The sequence below is a fragment of the Nesterenkonia maliinae genome (assembly GCF_051262655.1).
GTDB lineage: Bacteria > Actinomycetota > Actinomycetes > Actinomycetales > Micrococcaceae > Nesterenkonia.
On record NZ_JBIMEY010000001.1, the window covers coordinates 239508 to 259201 of the forward strand.

At 68.1% G+C, this 19694-nt stretch carries 15 protein-coding genes; 7 read left to right on the forward strand and 8 right to left on the reverse strand.

Features of this window, described 5'->3' with window-relative positions; translation table 11 throughout:
* Positions 1–52 precede the first annotated feature (52 nt).
* The 6 genes from ruvA (at position 53) to ACHAA4_RS01110 (ending at position 7708) form a co-directional block, all read left to right on the forward strand.
* Complete coding sequence (ruvA, locus tag ACHAA4_RS01085) at positions 53–658, forward strand: Holliday junction branch migration protein RuvA (RefSeq protein ID WP_435772355.1); 606 nt, start codon at positions 53–55, stop codon at positions 656–658.
* Positions 659–693: 35 nt separating this feature from the next.
* On the forward strand, positions 694–1686 hold the full coding sequence (ruvB, locus tag ACHAA4_RS01090; protein ID WP_435772965.1) for a Holliday junction branch migration DNA helicase RuvB: 993 nt from the start codon (positions 694–696) through the stop codon (positions 1684–1686).
* A 77-nt stretch (positions 1687–1763) separates the two neighbouring features.
* Positions 1764–2105, forward strand: coding sequence for a preprotein translocase subunit YajC (yajC, locus tag ACHAA4_RS01095; RefSeq protein WP_435772356.1), 342 nt, complete (start codon positions 1764–1766; stop codon positions 2103–2105).
* A gap of 10 nt (positions 2106–2115) precedes the next feature.
* Complete coding sequence (gene secD, locus ACHAA4_RS01100; protein WP_435772357.1) at positions 2116–4131, forward strand: protein translocase subunit SecD; 2016 nt, start codon at positions 2116–2118, stop codon at positions 4129–4131.
* The gene (gene secF, locus ACHAA4_RS01105) at positions 4131–5258 is read left to right on the forward strand and encodes a protein translocase subunit SecF (protein WP_435772358.1); all 1128 of its coding nucleotides are present in this window, start codon (positions 4131–4133) and stop codon (positions 5256–5258) included. The genes secD and secF overlap by 1 nt, the downstream gene beginning before the upstream one ends.
* 185 nt (positions 5259–5443) lie before the next feature.
* Positions 5444–7708 (forward strand): RelA/SpoT family protein, encoded by a 2265-nt coding sequence (locus ACHAA4_RS01110; RefSeq protein ID WP_435772966.1) that lies wholly within the window; start codon positions 5444–5446, stop codon positions 7706–7708.
* A 35-nt stretch (positions 7709–7743) separates the two neighbouring features.
* On the opposite strand, the gene ACHAA4_RS01115 is transcribed toward ACHAA4_RS01110, so the two are convergent.
* From ACHAA4_RS01115 to lipB, 7 genes are all read right to left on the reverse strand, one after another.
* Positions 7744–8514: a type IV toxin-antitoxin system AbiEi family antitoxin gene (locus tag ACHAA4_RS01115; RefSeq protein ID WP_435772359.1), complete on the reverse strand. Its 771-nt coding sequence runs from the start codon at positions 8512–8514 to the stop codon at positions 7744–7746.
* 267 nt (positions 8515–8781) lie between these two features.
* Positions 8782–9312: a Holliday junction resolvase RuvX gene (ruvX, locus tag ACHAA4_RS01120; RefSeq protein ID WP_435772360.1), complete on the reverse strand. Its 531-nt coding sequence runs from the start codon at positions 9310–9312 to the stop codon at positions 8782–8784.
* Positions 9305–12004: an alanine--tRNA ligase gene (gene alaS, locus ACHAA4_RS01125; RefSeq protein ID WP_435772361.1), complete on the reverse strand. Its 2700-nt coding sequence runs from the start codon at positions 12002–12004 to the stop codon at positions 9305–9307. The genes ruvX and alaS overlap by 8 nt, the downstream gene beginning before the upstream one ends.
* A gap of 185 nt (positions 12005–12189) precedes the next feature.
* Positions 12190–12822, reverse strand: coding sequence for a 30S ribosomal protein S4 (gene rpsD / locus ACHAA4_RS01130; protein WP_106121485.1), 633 nt, complete (start codon positions 12820–12822; stop codon positions 12190–12192).
* Positions 12823–13130: 308 nt separating this feature from the next.
* The gene (locus ACHAA4_RS01135; protein WP_435772362.1) at positions 13131–13931 is read right to left on the reverse strand and encodes a DUF4191 domain-containing protein; all 801 of its coding nucleotides are present in this window, start codon (positions 13929–13931) and stop codon (positions 13131–13133) included.
* Between the two features lie 23 nt (positions 13932–13954).
* Entirely contained in the window at positions 13955–14962 is a 1008-nt protein-coding gene (gene lipA / locus ACHAA4_RS01140; RefSeq protein WP_435772363.1) for a lipoyl synthase, read from the reverse strand.
* A complete protein-coding gene (lipB, locus tag ACHAA4_RS01145) occupies positions 14959–15696 on the reverse strand; it encodes a lipoyl(octanoyl) transferase LipB (protein WP_435772364.1) in 738 nt (245 codons plus the stop codon). Before lipB ends, lipA begins: the two co-directional genes overlap by 4 nt.
* Positions 15697–15798: 102 nt before the next feature.
* On the opposite strand from lipB, the gene ACHAA4_RS01150 reads away from it, so the two are divergent.
* A complete protein-coding gene (locus tag ACHAA4_RS01150; RefSeq protein WP_435772365.1) occupies positions 15799–17595 on the forward strand; it encodes a serine/threonine-protein kinase in 1797 nt (598 codons plus the stop codon).
* A gap of 155 nt (positions 17596–17750) precedes the next feature.
* Here ACHAA4_RS01150 and sucB read toward each other — a convergent pair whose 3' ends face one another.
* On the reverse strand, positions 17751–19652 hold the full coding sequence (sucB, locus tag ACHAA4_RS01155) for a 2-oxoglutarate dehydrogenase, E2 component, dihydrolipoamide succinyltransferase (RefSeq protein WP_435772366.1): 1902 nt from the start codon (positions 19650–19652) through the stop codon (positions 17751–17753).
* Positions 19653–19694 lie beyond the last annotated feature (42 nt).

Below are 19694 nucleotides of genomic sequence, written 5' to 3' on the forward strand. Positions count from 1 at the left end.
GGGGTCACCCCTGGTCCGTGACCAGTCGCCGCCGGCGACGGTGAGGTGAGAAATGATCTCTTCCATCCGTGGCGACGTGCTCCACGTCGGCATCGACCACGCGGTCGTCGAGGTCTCCGGCTTCGGCCTGCACGTCTCGGCCACCCCGCGGACCCTGGGAGAGCTGCACCGCGGCACCGAGGCGCGGCTGCACACCAGCTTCGTGCCCCGTCAGGACGATGCGCCGCTGCTCTTCGGCTTCTCCGAGCCCTCCGAGCGGGTCATCTTCACCACCCTGGTCTCGATCTCCGGCATCGGCCCGAAGATGGCGCTGGCGGTGCTGGCCGTGCACACTCCGCACGAGGTCCACCAGGCGATCGCCGAGTCCGACACCGACGCGTTCACCAAGGTCCCTGGAATCGGCAAGAAGACCGCGCAGCGCATCCTGCTCGAGCTCGCCGGCAAGCTGGTCATCGACCCGCCGGCGCCGACCGCGGCAGTCCCTGCCGAGCCCGAGGTCGCCGTGCAGGTGCGCGAGGCGCTGAGCTCACTGGGCTGGACCGAGAAGGACGCCCGGACCGCGGTCGAGAAGCTGCTGGCGGCGCAGCCGGAGCTTCTCACCGCTGACGTCTCCACCGTGCTCCGGCAGGCGCTGCGCAGCCTCGGAGGTGCCCGGTGAGCGAGGCGCCCCGCGAACTCGTGGGCGGGAACTCGATGACCGAGGAGCGCGCCATGGAGGCGGCCCTGCGTCCGAAGGCGCTGAGCGACTTCGTCGGGCAGCAGACGGTCCGCCGTCAGCTCTCCCTGGTCCTGGAGTCCTCGCGGATCCGGGGTACCGCCTCCGATCATGTCCTGCTCTCCGGACCTCCGGGGCTTGGAAAGACCACGCTGGCGATGATCATCGCCGGAGAGATGAACGCCCCGCTGCGGATCAGCTCCGGGCCCGCCATTCAGCACGCGGGCGACCTCGCCGCGATCCTGTCCTCGCTGACCGAGGGCGAGGTGCTCTTCGTCGATGAGATCCACCGGATGTCCCGGCCGGCGGAGGAGCTGCTCTACATGGCGATGGAAGACTTCCGGGTCGATGTGATCGTCGGCAAGGGCGCCGGTGCGACCTCGATCCCGCTGGAGCTGCCGCCCTTCACCCTCGTGGGCGCGACGACGCGAGCCGGTCTGCTGCCCGGCCCGCTGCGCGACCGGTTCGGCTTCACCGCCCAGCTCGAGTTCTACAGCACCGATGAGCTCGAACTGGTGCTGCGCCGGTCCTCGGCGATGCTGGACATGAACGTCGCCGGTCAGGGGTTCGCTGAGATCGCCGCCCGCTCCCGCGGCACCCCGCGCATCGCCAACCGGCTGCTCCGCCGGGTGCGGGACTGGGCGCTGGTCCATCGCGTGCACCAGGTCGATCGGGCGACCGCAGCAGAGGCGCTGGAGATGTACGAGGTCGACGAGCGCGGTCTGGACCGGCTGGACCGGTCGGTGCTCGAGGCGCTGTGTCTGAAGTTCAACGGTGGTCCGGTGGGGCTCTCCACGCTGGCGGTGCTGGTGGGGGAAGAGACCGAGACCGTGGAGACCGTCGCAGAGCCATACCTGGTCAGGGAGGGGCTGCTCGCCCGGACCCCGCGTGGGCGCGTCGCCACTGACGAGGCCTGGCGGCATCTGGGACTGACTCCGCCGGAGCGTCACCCTGATAGTCTGTCGGGTTGAATGCCCGGCCAGCTCCCACGGGTTGAAGATCCGCGGGCTGGCCGAGAACATCCCGCGACGAGAGATTGGCCCGATCTGTGAACGCTTCGCTCTACTACGCCCAGCTGTCAGCCGCTGAAGGCGGCGGGGATCGTCCTGCCCTGGACCCGTTCCTGCTGATCATGATCGCCATCCTGGCGGTCTTCATGTTCCTGACCTTCCGTCGCGGGAAGAAGATGCGCGACGAACAGAACAAGGCTCGCGGCGGCGCAGTGGTCGGTGCCCAGGTGGTCACCGCCGGCGGAATGGTCGGGACCGTGGTGTCCCGCGATGAGGAGGCCCAGCGGGTGACCCTGGAGTTCAGCTCCGGTGACCGCGTGGACTTCCTGATCGGCGCCATCCAGCAGGTGGTTGAACCCGCCGCCACCACCGAGGACTGATCCGCCCCCTATGGCTCCACGCACCCCCGTCGCGAAAGCTCGCGGCGCCCTGATCGCTCTGCTCGTGCTGATTCTCGGCATGGGCGGGCTTCTCGCCTTCGCCGTCCAGGACGACCGCGCCCAGTGGGCGCCGCTGCTCGCCCTGGACCTTGAAGGCGGCACCCAGATGGTCCTCTCGCCCCAGGTCGAGGGCGGAGAAGAGATCGACGCCGAGCAGCTCGAACAGGCTGTGGAGATCATCCGCCAGCGCGTCGACGGCTCCGGCGTGACCGAGTCTGAGATCGCCACCCAGGGCGCGGAGAACGTGGTGGTTGGCATGCCCGGCGTGCCCGACCAGGAGACCCGAGAGCTCATCCAGGCCTCGGCGAACATGGAGTTCCGTCCGGTCATCCAGGTGGAGCAGGATCTGGACTTCCTGCAGGAGACGCTGCTGGACGACGAAGACCTTACCGAAGAGGAGGCCGAGGCGCTCGAGGAGGAGCTCTCGGCCACCGAGGAGGAGGGCGAGGACGAGCCTGCCGCCCAGCCCGAGGACTTCGAGGAGCCCACGGCGGAGCCGGAGAACGGCTCGGACCCGAACTGGATCACCCCCGAGGTGGCCGCCGACTTCGCGAACTTCACCTGCAGCACCGAGATCAGCCTCGAGGAGCGCGCCGAGGCGGCCGACGACGAGCCGCTGATCGCCTGCGACCCCGCCAGCGGCGTGAAGTACCTGCTGGGACCGGTGGAGGTTCCCGGGACCAACATCGCCGACTCCAGCTTCGGCTTGGAGCAGTCACCGAGCGGTCAGTCCACCGGACGCTGGGCGGTGACCATCAACTTCGACGCCGAGGGCACCGACTCCTTCCGCGACACGACGACCCGCCTGGTCAACCTCGAAGCCCCGCGCAACCAGTTCGCCATCATGCTCGACGGCCAGGTCATCTCGGCCCCGACCACGCAGGCAGCGATCGTGGACGGACGCCCGCAGATCACCGGTGACTTCACCGAGGAGGAGGCCCGCGGGCTCTCCGAGCAGCTGCGCTACGGCTCGCTGCCGATCAGCTTCGAGATCGAGTCCGAGCAGCAGATCTCCGCGACCCTCGGCGAGGAGCAGCTGCGGCTAGGCCTGCTGGCCGGCATCATCGGCCTGGTGCTGGTCGCCGGCTATGCGCTGTTCCAGTACCGTGCCCTGGGCCTGGTCACCATCGCCTCTCTGGTGGTCGCCGGCGTCATGACCTGGTGGGCCATCGCGCTGCTGGGCTGGAGCGACGGCTATCGGCTGTCCCTTGCCGGCATCGCGGGCCTGATCGTGTCGATCGGGCTGACGGCGGACTCCTTCATCGTCTACTTCGAACGCATCAAGGACGAGCTGCGCGAGGGACGATCCCTGCCCGGTGCGGTGGAAGCCGGCTGGGCCCGCGCCCGCCGGACCATCCTGGCGTCCAAGGCCGTGAACATCATCGCCTCGGTGGTGCTGTACCTCGTTGCGGTGGGCAATGTGCGCGGCTTCGCGTTCACGCTCGGCCTGACCGCGATCATCGACATCATCCTGGTGTTCCTCTTCACCCACCCGCTGATGCAGCTGATCGCCCGGAAGAAGTTCTTCGCGGCAGGCAAGCGCTTTTCGGGTCTTTCCGAGAAGGAGCTCGGGGTGGATGTTCTCTACCGCGGACGCGGACGCTTTGCGCGCAGCAACGTGGTCTCCACCGGGCCCGCAGGACCGATCGGTCCGAGGGACTCCACCGCTGATCCTGGCGGGAATGATCCCAGGAGCAGTCCGCTGCCTCGCTCGGCGATCAGTCCCGACGATGCGAAGCAGGCGCGGATGCAGGAGCTCCCCGAGATCTCGGAACTCGAATGGAGCCGGATGACCATCGCCGAGCGTCGGCGCGCCCGAGACGCCGCCGCGAGTCGGCCGGGCTCCGACTCCTCGGGCCAGGACTCCGCACGTGAGACGGAGGCCGCGGAGGAGCTCGTGAGACCCAGTGAGACCGGTTCATCCGGTGAGACTCCGACATCTAGAAAGACCGAGGAGGACCGCTGATGGCTGCAGGATTCGCCAAGACCGGCAACCAGCTCTACACCGGTGAACGGTCCTACCCGTTCATCCAGCGATCAAACCTCTGGTTCCTGCTCGCCGGGATCCTGGTGCTGGCCTCCATCGCGGTGCCCTTCTTCCGCGGCGGCTTCAACCTCGGCATCGAGTTCACCGGCGGTTCGGAGTTCACGGTCTCACAGACCGAGAACACCGATATCGGCATCGGCCAGGACGCCGTGTCTGAGGTCTCCGGCCAGGAGGCCGTGGTCACCAACGTCGCGCCCAACACGGTGCGCGTGCAGACGGCGGAGCTCTCCGACACCGAGACCCTCGACGTGGCCGACTCGCTCCAGCAGGGCTACGGGGTCTCCGGGGAGCAGGTCAGCTCCACCTTCATCGGTCCGGTCTGGGGGGAGCAGATCTCCCAACAGATGCTGCTTGGCCTGGTGATCTTCGTGGTGCTCGTGGCGCTCTACATGGCCTTCTACTTCCGTACCTGGACCATGTCCCTGGCGGCTATGGTGGGACTCGGCTTCGTGGTGATCACCACGGTCGGGATCTACGCGCTGACCGGGTTCGAGGTCACCCCCAGCGCGATCATCGGATTCCTGACGATCTTGTCCTATGCGCTCTACGACACCATGGTGGTCTTCGACAAGATTCGCGAGAACGTCGAAGGGCTGCACGCGCAGAAGGACCAGACGTTCACCGAGAGAGTGAACCTCGCGGTGAACCAGACTCTGGTCCGCTCACTCAACACCTCCGTGGTCGGGATCCTGCCCGTCGGGTCGATCCTCTTCATCGGAGCGTTCCTGCTCGGGGCCGGCACGCTGCGCGACATCTCGCTCTCACTCTTCGTGGGCATCATCGTGGGCACCTTCGCCACGATCTTCGTCCAGGCACCGCTGTATGCCCGGATGCGCCGCAACGACGGCGAGATCAAGGCCCACACCGAAGAGGTCCTGCGGCTGCGCGAGCTTCGCGGCGTATACGCGGTCACCTGGTCCGGCACTGCGCTGGATGAGACCGGCTCCGCGGTGAAGTTCCCGCCGCTTCCCGAGCCGGAGCCCGAGGAGGATCTGGAAGCCGAGGATGACTACCAGGTCATCATTCAGGCCCCGCACGAGCACTGAGTCTCAGCACCCGCTGAAATGGGGCTACAATTGCCGACACGCCGTCTTCAGCATCCCGACTCAGCCCTAGGGAAAGCAGGTCCGCACTGGTGAACGAGGAACGCCCGGCAGCAAAGGGCACCACGCAGCTCGCAGCAGCGAGTGCAGCCTCACCGCCCGTGGTCCGACGCGCTCGCGCGGTCGGAATGGTCAGTGATGAGGCCTCATCCTCGCCGCTGCTCGAGCCGCTTCTGCGCGCCATGCGGGCCAATGACTCGCAGCAGGACTTTCCGCTGGTCCAGCGCGCCTTCGATGTCGCGAATCACCATCACCGGGATCAGAAGCGCAAGAGCGGTGACCCCTACATCACCCACCCGGTGGCCGTGGCCACCATCCTCGCTGAGCTCGGACTCACCGGCTCCACCCTGGCCGCGGCGCTGCTGCACGACACCGTCGAAGACACCGCATACTCGCTCGAGCAGCTCAATGAAGAGTTCGGTGCGGAGATCGCGCTGCTGGTCGACGGGGTCACCAAGCTGGACAAGCTGAAGTTCGGCGACGCCGCGCAGGCAGAGACCGTGCGCAAGATGGTCCTGGCCATGGCCAAGGACATCCGCGTCCTGATGATCAAGCTCGCCGACCGGCTGCACAACGCGCGGACCTGGCGCTACGTGGCGGCGGAGTCCAGCGCCCGCAAGGCCAAGGAGACCCTGGAGATCTTCTCCCCGCTGGCCCACCGGCTGGGGATGAACACCATCAAATGGGAGCTCGAGGACCTCTCCTTCGCGGCCCTGTACCCGAAGGTCTACGAAGAGATCGTCCGGCTGGTGGGGGACCGCACCCCACAGCGCGAGAAGTTCCTCTCCGAGGTGCGCGAGACCATCGCCGATGACCTCAACGAGGCCTCCATCTCGGCCACCATCACGGGCCGGCCCAAGCACTACTACTCGATCTATCAGAAGATGATCGTGCGCGGAAAAGAGTTCGACGACATCCATGACCTCATGGGTGTCCGGGTGCTGGTCGACACCATCCGGGACTGCTACGCCGTGCTCGGCGCCCTGCACGCGCGCTGGAACCCGCTGCCCGGGCGGTTCAAGGACTACATCGCGATGCCGAAGTACAACATGTACCAGTCGCTGCACACCACGGTGCTGGGCCCGGCGGGCAAGCCGGTGGAGATCCAGATCCGCACCCACGAGATGCACCGCCGCGCCGAGTACGGCGTCGCCGCGCACTGGAAGTACAAGCAGGACTTCTCCGCCACGGCACCACACTCTCCGGCGAACCAGTCTGCTGGCGGCTCCCTGGCGGGGACCGCGACCCAGCAGTCCCAGGCCACCGAGGACATCGGCTGGCTGCGGTCCCTGGTGGACTGGCAGTCCGAGACCAAGGACCCCGACGAGTTCCTGGACTCCCTGCGCTTCGAGATCAACGCCAAGGAAGTCTTCGTCTACACCCCCAAGGGTGAGGTCATGGCCCTGCCGGCGGGCTCCACCCCGGTGGACTTCGCCTACGCGATCCACACCGATGTCGGACACAAGACCATCGGCGCCCGGGTCAACGGGAAACTGGTGCCGCTGAACTCCGAGCTGCAGCACGGCGACTGGGTGGAGATCTTCACCTCCAAGTCCGAGACCGCCGGGCCCAGCAACGACTGGCTGCAGTTCGTCCAGAGCCCCCGCGCCCGGAACAAGATTCGGCACTGGTTCTCCAAGGAACGCCGCGAGGAGTCCATCGAGCGCGGCAAGGAGAGCCTGACCAAGGCGATCCGGAAGTCTCAGCTGCCGCTGCAGAAGGTGATGAACCCCGAGGTGCTCGACACCGTCGCCAAGCAGCTGCACTACACCGAGGTCGCCGGCCTCTACGCCGGGGTGGGCGAGGAGCACGTCTCCACCCAGAACGTCATCGAGCACCTCACCGCCCTCTTCGAGCCGGAGGAGGAGGAGTCCGAGGAGCATGACACCACCCCGATCACCTCCCCGGGCACCCCGGCGAACCAGTATTCCGACGCCGGAGTCATCGTCAAGGGCGCCGGCAACGTGCTGGTGAAACTGGCCCGCTGCTGCACCCCGGTGCCCCCGGATGAGATCGAAGGATTCGTCACCCGAGGCCAGGGCGTCTCGGTGCACCGCGGAGACTGCCGCAACGTCCAGCAGCTGCGCGAGCAGCCCGGGCGCCTGGTCGAGGTCGAATGGGCCCCGACGAAGTCCTCGGTGTTCCTGGTCGAGATCCAGGTCGAGGCGCTGGACCGGAAGTCGCTGCTCTCGGACGTGACGCGGATCCTTGCTGAGTCCCAGGTCAACATCCTCTCGGCCAGCGTGCAGACCTCCCGGGACCGGGTGGCGCTCTCGCGGTTCTCCTTTGAGATGGGGGACCCGCGCTACCTCAACCACGTGTTGAACTCTGTGCGCCGGATCGACGGAGTCTATGACGTCTACCGGACCGTGGGCAAACGCCGGGAACACTGACTCCGGTGACGGGGGAGCGGACCGTCCTGGGACGCTCATCCGCCGAACACGCGGGCACTGAGCAGCGCCTCGATGCGTTGCAGACGTGGAGGTGTGGCCGTTGCGTCTCCGGGACGCCCCTCCAGCTGCACCTGGATCTGCCCCAGGAAGGCCTGCCGCTGGAGCTGCTCTGGATTCGCCAGGCAGAGGCGGCGGATCGCCGCCCAGCGCTCTTCGGAGCTGTCGCGGCGGACTGCGGCCGGACCTGCCGCCGGATCCGCGGAGGGGCCGGCGGCTGAACCCGCTGGGGAACCCGGCGTTGAACCCGCCGTTGGATCAGCTCGGCGGGCAGTCGCCACCGGCGCTGCATCCAGGGCTCGGCGGTTCTCCACGGTGCCGATGCCCAGAAACAGATCCGCCGCTGTGCGCAGCGGGGTGGTCACCGGGACTCCTTGGAGCTGGGACTGCTCGTCCGTGCCCAAGGGCACCTGGTGGACCTGCCAGGGAAGCGGACCTGCCGTGCGCCGTCGATACACCCCGGCGGTGATCACAGTGATACGTACGGGGGCTCGCCCGGCGCCCAGATGCACCCAGGCCGCAGACTCGCCGCAGAGCACCGCATGGGCGCGCAGCCCGGCGCTGAGCAGAGTCTGGCAGCCCAGAGCGCGCGACCCCGGTGCGTCAGGCACGGCGCTGCAGACGTAGAGGTCCCCCAGCAGCGGCCGCACCGCACCTTCGTGGCCCATCACCTGCAGCTCAGCGGCCGAGAATCTGGAACCCGGGCGGTAGAACCCCGGGGGAAGGTCCCGCAGGACGGTGGTTGGCATGCCCACAGCCTGACGCACGAACGTGCTCGACCCCAGGGGCGTGGCGCAGCTGTGGATGACATCATCGAGGAGACCGGGGCAGTCCCGACTGTGGACAGCGGCACCGGGCACAGCAGCGTGTGCGTCGGCGCGCGGCTCCGCGGTTGGCGACCTGGGTCAGCGCCGCGACGCCACAAGCACCTGGGCCAGCGCGGGACGTTCAGCGCGGAAAGTTCAGCACGGCCAGGTCAGAGCCGCAAGGTGAACGTCAGGGGGTGAGAGCGTGGCTCAGGTCGCAGACACCGGCGTGCCGGGCTCCCGGCCCCAGGACTGACGCAGGTCCAAGGCATGGGTCAGGATCTCCACGGCAGCGGCCTGGTCGATGCGCGTCCGCTGCTCCTTCGACGCGACGCCGGAGGCACGCATCTTGGTCGCGGCGGACACGGTCGAAAGCCGCTCGTCGATGAGATAGACCTCGGTGGTCAGTTCTGCGGCCTCGATCATCCCGGCGAGCTGACCCGCATAGTCGCGGGCCTTCTGCGTGGAGAGGGTCTCGCTGCCGGAGAGGGAGAGCGGCAGACCCACATAGACCGCGCGGGCCTGCCGATCCCTGATGATCGTGATCAGCATGGTCAGGTCTGAGGACCGGTTGGGGTCCCGGCGCAGCGTCATCACCGGGGTGGCGATCAGCGCGTCCGGGTCCGAGGCGGCCAGACCGACCCGAGCGTCTCCGACGTCGACGCCCAGCCGCACCCCGGCCCGGGGCTTCGGCCCTGCCGAGCTGTGGCTGGCGGCGTCGTGTTCGGGCTGATCAACCACGCTGGCCCACTGCAGAAGTGACTTCCTGGAGCGCGGCGGAGATCTTGGAGGCGTCTTGGCCGCCGCCCTGGGCCAGGTCGGCCTTGCCGCCGCCACCGCCGCCGAGCACCGCGCAGGCACGCTTGACCAGCTCACCGGCCGAGACGCCCTGCTCACGAGCGGCCTCGGTGGTGGCCACCACGATCACCGGTCGGCCCTTGGACTCCCCGGCGACCGCGACGGCAGCCGCGCGGGAGCCGAAGCGTCCACGCAGATCCAGCGCGAGGGCGCGCAGATCGTCGGCACCGGCGACGGCGCCGGCGTTGTGCGCGAGGACGTCCACACCTCCGGCATCCACGGCCTGCGAGAGCAGCTCGCCGGCCTTGGCGCGCAGCGCGGCGCTGCGCAGCTTCTCCAGCTCGCGCTCGACGTCCTTGAGCTTGGCCAGGGTGGAGGCGACACGGTCCGGGACCTGGTCGGCGGGGACCTTGAGCATCTCCGTGAGCTGGTTGACCAGGGTGCGTTCGGCGGCGAAGTGGTGGAAGGCGTCGAGGCCCACCAGCGCCTCGACGCGCCGGTTGCCCGAGCCCACCGAAGCCTCCGACATCAGGGCCAGGGTGCCGATCTCGGCGGTGGCGTCCACGTGGGTGCCTCCGCAGAGCTCGCGCGACCAGGCCCCGTTGATCTCGACCATCCTGACCTCGTTGCCGTACTTCTCCCCGAAGAGCATCATCGCGCCCTGCGCCTGGGCCTCCTCCAGGGAGGTGACCCGGGTCTGGACCGCGTAGTTGTCGCGGATGGCCAGGTTGGCGGCGGCCTCAAGCTCCTGCCGGGCGGCGCTGCTCATCGCGGCCTCGGAGGTGAAGTCGAAGCGCAGGTAGCCCTCTTTGTTGAAGGAGCCGGCCTGCACGGCCTGGGGTCCCAGCACGTCATGCAGCGCGGCGTGGATCAGGTGGGTACCGGTGTGGGCCTTCTCGGCATCGAGCCGGCGGCGCACATCGATGGCGCCCAGGGCCTCGGCGCCCACGGGCACCTCCCCGGAGAGGACCCGGGCGCGGTGCACCGAGAGGCCCTTGATGGGGGACTGCACGTCAAGGACCTCGAGCTCGAACCCGTCGCCGGTGATCCGCCCAGTGTCCGGGGCCTGACCGCCGGCTTCGGCGTAGAAGGGAGTCGCGTCGAGGACCAGCTCGATGTCTTCCCCGGCGGCGGCGCTGTTGCGCGTCTCCCCGCCCACCAGCAGGCCGCGGATCCGCGACTCGGTGGTGTGTTCGGTGTAGCCGGTGAAGTGGGTGGGGGAGTCGGCGCGCAGCTCCTGGTAGACCTGGGTGTCGGCGTGCCCGGACTTCTTGCCCTTGGCGTCGGCACGGGCGCGCTCGCGCTGCTCGGTCATCAGCTCGCGGAAACGGGTCTCGTCCACCCCGACGCCGGCCTCAGCGGCCATCTCCAGGGTCAGGTCGATGGGGAAGCCGTAGGTGTCGTGCAGCGCGAAGGCGTCGGCGCCGGTCACGGCGGCTCCGGCGGTCTGCGCAGAGCTCACGGCGGAGCGCAGCTTGGCGGTTCCGGCGGAGATCGTCCGCAGGAAGGCCTGCTCCTCCTTGACCGCGGTCTGGTGGATCTTCTCGAAGCCGGACCCTACCTCTGGGTAGGTGCCCTCCATCGCGTCCTTGGACACGCTGACCAGTTCGCCGAACACCGGCTGCTCCACGCCCATGAGCCGCATCGCGAGGATCACGCGACGGATCAGCCGGCGCAGCACGAAGCCGCCGCCCTCGTTGGAAGGGCGGACTCCGTCGGAGATCAGCATCAGTGAGCTGCGCACGTGGTCGGCGATCATCCGCAGCCGCACGTCATTGGCGTGGTGCGGATCAGCAGGGTCCTCGGTGGAGGTGTATTTGATGCCGGCGAGCTGCGCGGCGCGGTCCAGGACCGGGCGGACCTGATCGGTCTCGTACATGTTCTCCACGCCCTGCAGGACCATGGCGAGCCGCTCCAGGCCCAGGCCGGTGTCGATGCTCTTGTTCTGCAGCGGGCCCGCGACCTCGAACTCGGTCTTCGAATGCACCGCGGAGAGCCGGTACTGCATGAAGACCAGGTTCCAGATCTCCACGTAGCGGGTCTCGTCGGCAGCAGGGCCGCCCTCGATCCCGTAGGCGGGGCCACGGTCGTAATAGATCTCGGAGCAGGGGCCGCCCGGTCCGGGCTGGCCGGTGTTCCAGTAGTTGTCCTCGGGGCCAAAGCGCTGGATCCGGGTCTCAGGCACGCCGACCTGATCGCGCCAGATGGCGTAGGCCTCGTCGTCGTCCTGGTAGACGGTGATCCAGAGCCGCTCGGGGTCCAACCCGTAGCCGCGCAGGCCCGTCGTCGGATCCGTCTCGCGGGGGTGGGTCAGCAGCTCCCAGGCCATCGGGATGGCGGTCTCTTTGAAGTAGTCGCCGAAGGAGAAGTTGCCGCACATCTGGAAGAAAGTGCCGTGGCGCGCGGTCTTGCCGACCTCTTCGATGTCAGCGGTGCGGATGCACTTCTGCACGGAGACGGCGCGGGAGTAGGGGGGCTTCTCGGTACCCATGAAGTACGGGATGAACGGCACCATCCCGGCGATGGTGAAAAGCACCGAGGGATCTGGGGAGATCAGCGATGCTGAGGGGACGCGCTCATGCCCCTTGGCGGCGAAGTAGTCGTACCACGTCCGGGCGATGTCCTCGGTCTTCATGAGTTTTTCGGGTCCTCCTGCTGATGGTCGCTGCGAGTCGGCCGTGGAGGTCTCATGTCTGTGACCACCCCGGATCTGCGCCGGGACCAGCTTAGTGGAAACACAGAGCCCGCTGCGGCCTCCGGTGAGGGAGGGCAGCGGGCTCTGTGGGTTTCAGAACGATGTTCTGAGTGATCCGTAGCGGATCAGCGTGCGTAGAACTCGACCACGAGCTGCTCTTCGCAGGTGACCGGGACCTCTTCGCGCTTGGGCTTGCGGGAAAGAGTCGCCTGCAGCTTCTCGATCTCGACGGTGAGGTAGCCCGGGACCGTGGGCAGCGCATCCTGGTGGGTGCCTGCGGCGGCCACCTGGAAGGGCTCGAAGACCTCGGAGCGCTCGTGCACGTGGATCATCTGGCCGGGCTTCACGCGGAAGGACGGGCGGTCCACGCGCTTGCCGTTGACCAGGATGTGGCGGTGCACCACGAACTGGCGCGCCTGGGCGATCGTGCGGGCGAAGCCCGAACGCAGGACCAGGGCGTCAAGCCGGGACTCGAGCAGCTCGACCAAGTTCTCACCGGTCAGGCCCTCGTGCATGCGCTTGGCCTCTTCGTAGTAGCGCAGCATCTGCGCTTCGCGGATGCCGTACTGGGCGCGGAGACGCTGCTTCTCCTTCAGACGCACCGCGTAGTCCGAGTCGGTGCGACGACGGGTACGGCCGTGCTGGCCGGGGCCGTAGGGGCGACGATCCAGGTACTTCTGGGCCTTGGGGGTCAGCGCGATGCCAAGGGCTCGCGATGCCTTCACAGTACGACGACTGCGCAATGGTGATGTGGGCATTGAATGCCTTCCTGTCTTGTCGGCGAATGATGTTTATTCCTGATCGCGACAAACGATCAGGTACCTGGCCTCCGAGATCCGTGGTTCGGAGAGTGTGAGCCGCCGAAGGCTCACGGCACTGCGACATCGCACCGGCACACGGGAGCCCTATCAGAATGATCCGAAGGGGAGGCCTGTGTGCAGGGGATCTTCGGTTGAGATGCGAAGCCTGCCAGACAGCACAACAGCCTAGCACCGGGCATGACAGAACCCCAATCATCACCTGGACGATCGGGGTTCTGTGAGGTGTGGGTCAGCCGAGACGAGGGCTATCCGCGCAGCGCCTTACGATCGGGGCGGGTGCGGTAGGGGTCCACGCCCTTGGGGATCGGCGGCCGGGAGATCGGCAGCGCGGTGAGCCGACGGTCCACCGCGTTGACCTCATGCTTGGTGAGCTTCTTGTCGAGCTTCTTGATCGTCTTGGCGAGCTTCTGCAGCGGGACCTGCTGATCGCCGCGTCCGGACTGGATGATGTGGATCGGCACACCCGTGTCGCGCAGGATCGGGCTGAAGCGCTTGCGGGTCTTCTCCACCAGCTTGTTCACCCGGCCGGCGGGTCCCTCGGTGACCAGCACCAGGCCCGGCTTGCCGAGGACTCGGAAGATCGCGTCCTGGGTCTTCGGGTCCATCGCGACGGGCTCCTCGGTGACGATCCAACCGCGCTTGAGCGTGCTCAACGCCGCGGCTGCGGCACCTGGGCGCCCCTCGATCCGGGAGAACGCGGCCTTCTCGGCTCGCCGGTTCATCACGATCATCGCCGCAAGCAGGCCGAAGGGCAGACCGATCAGCAGACCGGTCACCCAGTTGAGCGTCCACGCGAAGATCAGGAAGAACACGCCGAAGGTGACGAAGAAGGCCAGCGCCATCCACCACCCGATGTTCGGATCATAGGAGCGGGTCATGGTGAAGACCTGCTTGATCCGCGCGAAGAAGCCCTCCTGCTTATTGGCCTTCTTGCGGGCCTTGCGGTCCCGCTGTTCGGCCTTCTGCTCGGCCTTGAGGTTCTTGAGCGCGGCCTTTGCCTCTGCCTTGGAGGAAGCCTTGGGAGGAGTGGAGTCTGCTGGTGCCATAGTGACCTCAGTCTACCGCAGGCTCAGTACCCAGCGGCGACCAGTGTGGAGGCTTCCTGCTTGGTGGCTCCGGAGGGCTCGATGTGCGCCAGCGCGGCGGGGATCTCCCAGCCCTTCTTCTGCATCGCCTTGGCCCAGAGGGATCCGGCGCGGTAGGAGGAGCGGACCAGGGGTCCGGACATCACGCCGAGGAAGCCGACCTCCTCGGCCTCCTGGGAGATGTCCAGGAACTCCTGCGGCTTGACCCAGCGGTCCACCGGCAGGTGCCGCGGGGTGGGCCGCAGGTACTGGGTGATGGTGAGCAGGTCACAGCCGGCGTCGTGCAGGTCGCGCAGCGCCTCGGAGACCTCTTCGCGGGTCTCGCCCATGCCGAGGATCAGGTTGGACTTGGTGATCATCCCGTGGCGGCGACCCTGGGTCAGCACATCGAGGGAGCGCTCGTAGCGGAAGGCCGGGCGGATCCGCCGGAAGATCCGTGGGACCGTCTCGACGTTGTGCGCGAACACCTCAGGCGCGGCCTCGCAGATCCCGGCGATGTTCTCCTCGCGTCCCGAGAAGTCGGGGATCAGGATCTCCACGCCGGTGCCGGGGTTGAGCTCGTGGATCTTGCGGATGGTCTCGGCGTAGAGCCAGACCCCCTCGTCGGGGAGGTCATCGCGGGCGACCCCGGTGACGGTGGCGTAGCGCAGCTGCATCTCCTGCACCGACTGGGCCACCTGAAGCGGTTCTGACTCGTCCACGGCGCCGGGCCGCCCGGTGTCGATCTCGCAGAAGTCGCAGCGTCGCGTGCACGCGGAGCCGCCGATGAGGAACGTGGCCTCGCGGTCCTCCCAGCATTCGAAGATGTTGGGACACCCGGCTTCCTCGCAGACGGTGTGCAGGCCCTTCTCGCCGACCCGCTTCTTCATCTCGGTGAACTCGGTGCCGATCTTGACCTTGGTGCGCATCCACTCGGGCTTGCGCTCCACGGGGATCGAGGCGTTGCGTGCTTCGACGCGCAGCATGCGTCGGCCTTCAGGTGCCACAGTCACTGTGGTGCTCCTTCTGTTGTTCGGGACATCACACAGGTGTCCTGGTCTGCGCCGAGGCCGGGGGATCCGGCCAGGACGGGCGCGTCGTCGTCGTGCAGCAGCGGAGGCAGCGCGTGGCGCAGCTCCTCGGTGACCCGGTCGGCCACCTGTTCGGGGGTGACCCTCCGGCCCAGCTCGGCGCTGATGCTGGTGGTCTCCGCGTCGGTGATCCCACAGGCGATGATGTTCTCGAACGGGGAGAGGTCGTTGGAGCAGTTCAGCGCGAACCCGTGCATGGTGACCGAGCGGTGCACCCGCAGCCCGATGGCGGCGATCTTCCGGTCCGGGCCGTCTCCGATGATCCAGACCCCGGAGCGTCCCTGAACCTGAGTGCCGGTGATGCCGAAGTCGGTGTCCAGGATCCGGATCAGGGTCTTCTCCAGCACGCAGACGTAGTCCTTGACCAGTGACCGGTCGCGCAGATGCAGGATCGGGTAGCCGACGAGCTGGCCGCGGCCGTGCCAGGTGATCTTGCCGCCGCGATCCACGTCCACCACAGGGGTGCCGTCTTCGGGCAGATCAGCGGGTTCGGTGCGCCGACCTGCGGTGTAGACGTCGGCATGTTCGAGCAGCAACACGGTGGAGGGCTCCGCGCCCTCCTGCACCGCGGTGTGCAGGCGCCGTTGGAGGGCGAGCGTCTCGGAGTAGTCGAGAAGCTGAGGGTCGAACCCCAGCCTCGTGAAAGTGAGCTCCATGACACCACCCTAGACCGATCGGAGCACCCGGCGGGAACCGGATCCGGAGATGACCTGTGGATAACCCGGAGACCGGGCATCGGGGCGGTCAGAATGGATGTCATGAACGGTGACATCACCGGGCGCCGCTCGAAGCGCCGCGCAGAGCGGGCCGCGCCGCTGGAACGTGTCAGACGGACCTTCGACGCCTCCCTGACCCGCGGCTGGGACCCTCCGTCGGCCCCCGGCATCACCGTGGAGCGGCTTCTCGGTGCCGGCGGGAACGCCTTGGTCTGGCTGGTGTGGTGGGATTCTCCCGAGGAGCCGGACTGGCAGCTGGTCGACGGGTGCCCGCCGGCCGCCTTCGCTTTGAAGGTTCCCCGAGCTCAGCGCGCAGGCCAGGACGTCGGCGAGACGGGCGGGCGGGCGCTGCGCCGGCCGCTCCTGGAGACCGCCGCAGCGGAGCTACAGGCGCTGGACATGCTGCGTCATGAGCATCTGGTGCGCGCCTATGGTGCCCTGGAGACCTCACAGGGACTCGGACTGATGCTCGAGCCCTATAACGCGGGATCTCTGGGCCAGCTGCTGCGCAGCGTCGGCAGGCTCAGCCTGGGGGAGGTCGTCACCGTGCTGACTCCGATCGCGACCGCTCTGGGCGCGCTGCACCAAGGTGGGGTGGCCCACGGAGACGTCTCGCCGGGGAACATCCTGCTCGCCGCTGATGGCAAGCCGGCTCTGGGGGACCTGGCCGACGCCGCGATCCTGGGCACCGCGCGCTCGGAGACCGGAACACCGGGTTTCGCGGCGCCGGAGCGTGAGCTGGAGGGGCGGCTGCCTCTGCGGGCCGATTCGGCCACTCGTCGTGAAGCCCGCGCCGGACTGGCCCCGGAAGCCGATGTGTTTTCCCTGGGCGCCGTCGCCTGGTTTGCGCTGACCGGTCTGCTTCCGGCCCGAAGCCGGCAGCGGGCTCCGCTGCCGAGCCTGCGCCCGGAGCTGCCCGAGACCATCGCCCTGCTGCTGGAGTCGGCCCTGCAGGAGGATCCGGCGCTGCGACCCAGTGCGCAGCACTTCGCCGTCGAGCTGTTTCGCTGTGCTGCCCCGACCGCGCTGGACCTGGCACCGCATGTGCACGAAGAGGTCGTCCCCGAGCTGCCGACCCGGCCCGGACCCGAGACCAGCGGTCGACGGCGGGCGCCCCGGCTCAGCGCCTTTGCGCTGGCGGCGCTGGGGTTCCTCGGACTATGGTTCGCGGCCGGGGTCTTCACGCCCACGCCCACACACACGCCGACGACGACGCTCACGCCGGTCTCGCAGAGTACGCAGCCCCCGGTGGATCCCTCGGAGCAGCCCCCGGAGCAGCGCGGCCCGGATGATCCCCGCGGCGCCGATGATCGCCGCCCCGTCGCTCCGGATCCCGCAGACCCCAGCCCAGCGGAGCTGCTGAGTCATCCCGACCCGGAGCGCGCGGTGGAGGGTGTGGCGGTGCTGCGGACCCGGGCGCTCCGCGAGGCGTCCGTGGAGCAGGTGCGGGGCTACACCGTGGCGGACGCTCCGGCTTGGACGGCCGATGCGCGCCTGGTGGGCGGGTTCGCTGAGGCCGGACTGAGCTATCGGGGTGCGCCCCTGGAGATCACCGTGGACGAAGAAGTCGATGACGAGGGCAGGGCCGAAGGCGAGGGGGACGCTGAGGACGGAAGCGAGGGGGACCGCCGAAGCGGCGGTGAGGATGAGGGGGAGCGGGCGAGGGTCGCAGAGCTGCGGGCCACCGTCACGGCCACCGGCATGGAGAGCGGTGTACCGGAATCCCAGCAGGTGGTGCTGGTGATGCAACGGGAGGATGGCCGGTGGAGGCTGCACACCGTCCGGGAGGTCGACCCTGCGGCGGCGGGCGCGGCGGCCTCGGCCGCTGAGCGCGGCTGAGTTTGGCTGAGTTTGGCTGAGACGCAGAACAGGGCCCGTCCGTATGGACGAGCCCTGTTCTGTGCGGTGAACCTGGAGGCGGGGGAGTCTCGTTCACCCGAGGCTGAGCCCGGACGCTGACTCTTCAGAGTCAGCCACCGGGCGCCTGGCGGCGTCTAGAGACCCAGCTGGGCCTCGAAGTTGCCTTCTTCCAGACGCGCCTTCAGCGTCTGCATGAAGCGGCCTGCGTCGGCGCCGTCGACCAGTCGGTGATCGTAGGTCAGCGAGAGGTACATCATGTGGCGGATGCCGATGGACTCGTTGCCGTCGCCGTCGGTCACGACCATCGGGCGCTTCACGATCGTCCCGGTGCCCAGGATCGCGACCTGGGGCTGGTTGATGATCGGGGTGTCGAAGAGCGCCCCGACCGAGCCGAAGTTCGTGATCGTGAAGGTGCCTCCGGAGAGTTCACCCGGACCGATCTTGGACTGGCGGGTCCGCTCCGCGACGTCCGCGATCTTCTTGGACAGTCCGGCGATGCTGAGATCTCCGGCATCGTTGATGACCGGCACGAGCAGGCCCTTCTCGGTGTCCACAGCCAGTGCGAGGTGCTCGCTGTCGTGGTACGTGATCTGCTGGTTGGCCTCGTCGTACTCGGCGTTCAGCTTCGGGTGCTGCTTGAGCGCCTCGGTGACGGCGGTGCCGATGAAGGGCAGGTAGGTGAGGTTCACACCGTTCTGCGCCTTGAAGGACGCCTTGGCCTTGGCCCGCAGGTTCACGATCCGGGTCATGTCGACCTCGTGGACCTGGGTCAGCTGCGCGGCGATGTCCAGGGACTCGTTCATCCGCTGGGCGATGACCTGGCGGATGCGCGGGGCCTTCTCCGTGGTGCCACGCTTAGTGGTGTCCACCTCGACCTTGGGGGCTGACTTCGCGGCGGCAGGCGCTTCGGCGGGAGCCTCAGGCTCGGCCTGGGACTTGCTCGCCTCGGCGGCGTCGACCACGTCCTGCTTGCGGATGCGACCTCCGACCCCGGTGCCCTTGACGTCAGCCAGGTCCACGCCCTCGTTCTTGGCCAGGCGGCGCACCAGCGGCGTGACATAGCCCTCCGCAGAGGAATCCGAGGACTCGCTCTTCGGGGCCGCCTTGGCCTCGGTCTTCTGCTCGCTCTTGGCCGGAGCCTCCTGCTTGGCTCGGTCCTCGGGAGCGGGCTCCTGCTCCGGCTCAGACTTCTCGGGCTCTGCCTTCTCAGGCTCGGACTGCTCAGAGGCTGATTCCTCGGAGGCGGGCTCGGAGGCCTGCTCCTCAGCCTCGGCGTCCTGCTCCTGCTCGGCATCGGCGGAATCGGTGGACCCGCCTGAGCCTGAACCTGAACTGGAACCTGAACCCGACCCGACGAGGGCGAGCACCGCGCCAACCTCGATGGTCTCGTCCTCGGAGACCTTGATCTCCTGGATGGTGCCTGCCACGGGGGAGGGGACCTCGGTGTCGACCTTGTCGGTGGAGACCTCCAGCAGCGGCTGGTCGACCTCGACGGTGTCCCCGACCTCGACGAGCCAGCGGGTCACGGTGCCCTCGGTGACCGACTCACCCAGGGCGGGGAGCTTGATCTCCTGGCTCTCGCCGCCGCCGCCGTCGGAGGAGTCCGAAGAGGACTCCTCGGAGGTGTTCTCCTCGGCCGCCTGCTCGGTGGCCTCGGGCTGCTCCGCCTCGGTCGCGGCATCTTCGACGTCTTCTGCGTCCTCGCTGGACTGCCCGGCCTCCGCCGGTTCAGTCTCCTCCGACTCCTCCGCGGAGTCCTCGGCTGAGTCGTCCGAGGAGCCGGAGTCATCGGAGCCGGACCCGTCGCCGATCCTGACCAGCGGGGCACCCACTTCGATGGTCTCGTCCTCGGCGACGAGGAGCTCCTCGATGGTGCCGGCAGCCGGGGAGGGGACCTCGGTGTCGACCTTGTCGGTGGAGACCTCCAGCAGCGGCTGGTCGACCTCGACGGTGTCACCGACCTCGACGAGCCAGCGGGTCACGGTGCCCTCGGTGACTGACTCACCTAGGGCTGGAAGGTTAACGGTTTCAGACATGGTGTCCGACTCCTACTCTCAAAGTTCGACACAGCCTCACGG

What these genes read in the sequence shown, in the direction of transcription:
- ruvA (WP_435772355.1), top strand. Translation starts at nt 53, where the DNA reads ATGATCTCTTCCATCCGTGGCGACGTGCTCCACGTCGGCATCGACCAC.
- ruvB (WP_435772965.1), top strand. Translation starts at nt 694, where the DNA reads ATGACCGAGGAGCGCGCCATGGAGGCGGCCCTGCGTCCGAAGGCGCTG.
- secD (WP_435772357.1), top strand. Translation starts at nt 2,116, where the DNA reads ATGGCTCCACGCACCCCCGTCGCGAAAGCTCGCGGCGCCCTGATCGCT.
- secF (WP_435772358.1), top strand. Translation starts at nt 4,131, where the DNA reads ATGGCTGCAGGATTCGCCAAGACCGGCAACCAGCTCTACACCGGTGAA.
- ACHAA4_RS01110 (WP_435772966.1), top strand. Translation starts at nt 5,444, where the DNA reads ATGGTCAGTGATGAGGCCTCATCCTCGCCGCTGCTCGAGCCGCTTCTG.
- ACHAA4_RS01115 (WP_435772359.1), bottom strand. Translation starts at nt 8,514, where the DNA reads ATGCCAACCACCGTCCTGCGGGACCTTCCCCCGGGGTTCTACCGCCCG.
- alaS (WP_435772361.1), bottom strand. Translation starts at nt 12,004, where the DNA reads ATGAAGACCGAGGACATCGCCCGGACGTGGTACGACTACTTCGCCGCC.
- rpsD (WP_106121485.1), bottom strand. Translation starts at nt 12,822, where the DNA reads ATGCCCACATCACCATTGCGCAGTCGTCGTACTGTGAAGGCATCGCGA.
- ACHAA4_RS01135 (WP_435772362.1), bottom strand. Translation starts at nt 13,931, where the DNA reads ATGGCACCAGCAGACTCCACTCCTCCCAAGGCTTCCTCCAAGGCAGAG.
- lipB (WP_435772364.1), bottom strand. Translation starts at nt 15,696, where the DNA reads ATGGAGCTCACTTTCACGAGGCTGGGGTTCGACCCTCAGCTTCTCGAC.
- ACHAA4_RS01150 (WP_435772365.1), top strand. Translation starts at nt 15,799, where the DNA reads ATGAACGGTGACATCACCGGGCGCCGCTCGAAGCGCCGCGCAGAGCGG.
- sucB (WP_435772366.1), bottom strand. Translation starts at nt 19,652, where the DNA reads ATGTCTGAAACCGTTAACCTTCCAGCCCTAGGTGAGTCAGTCACCGAG.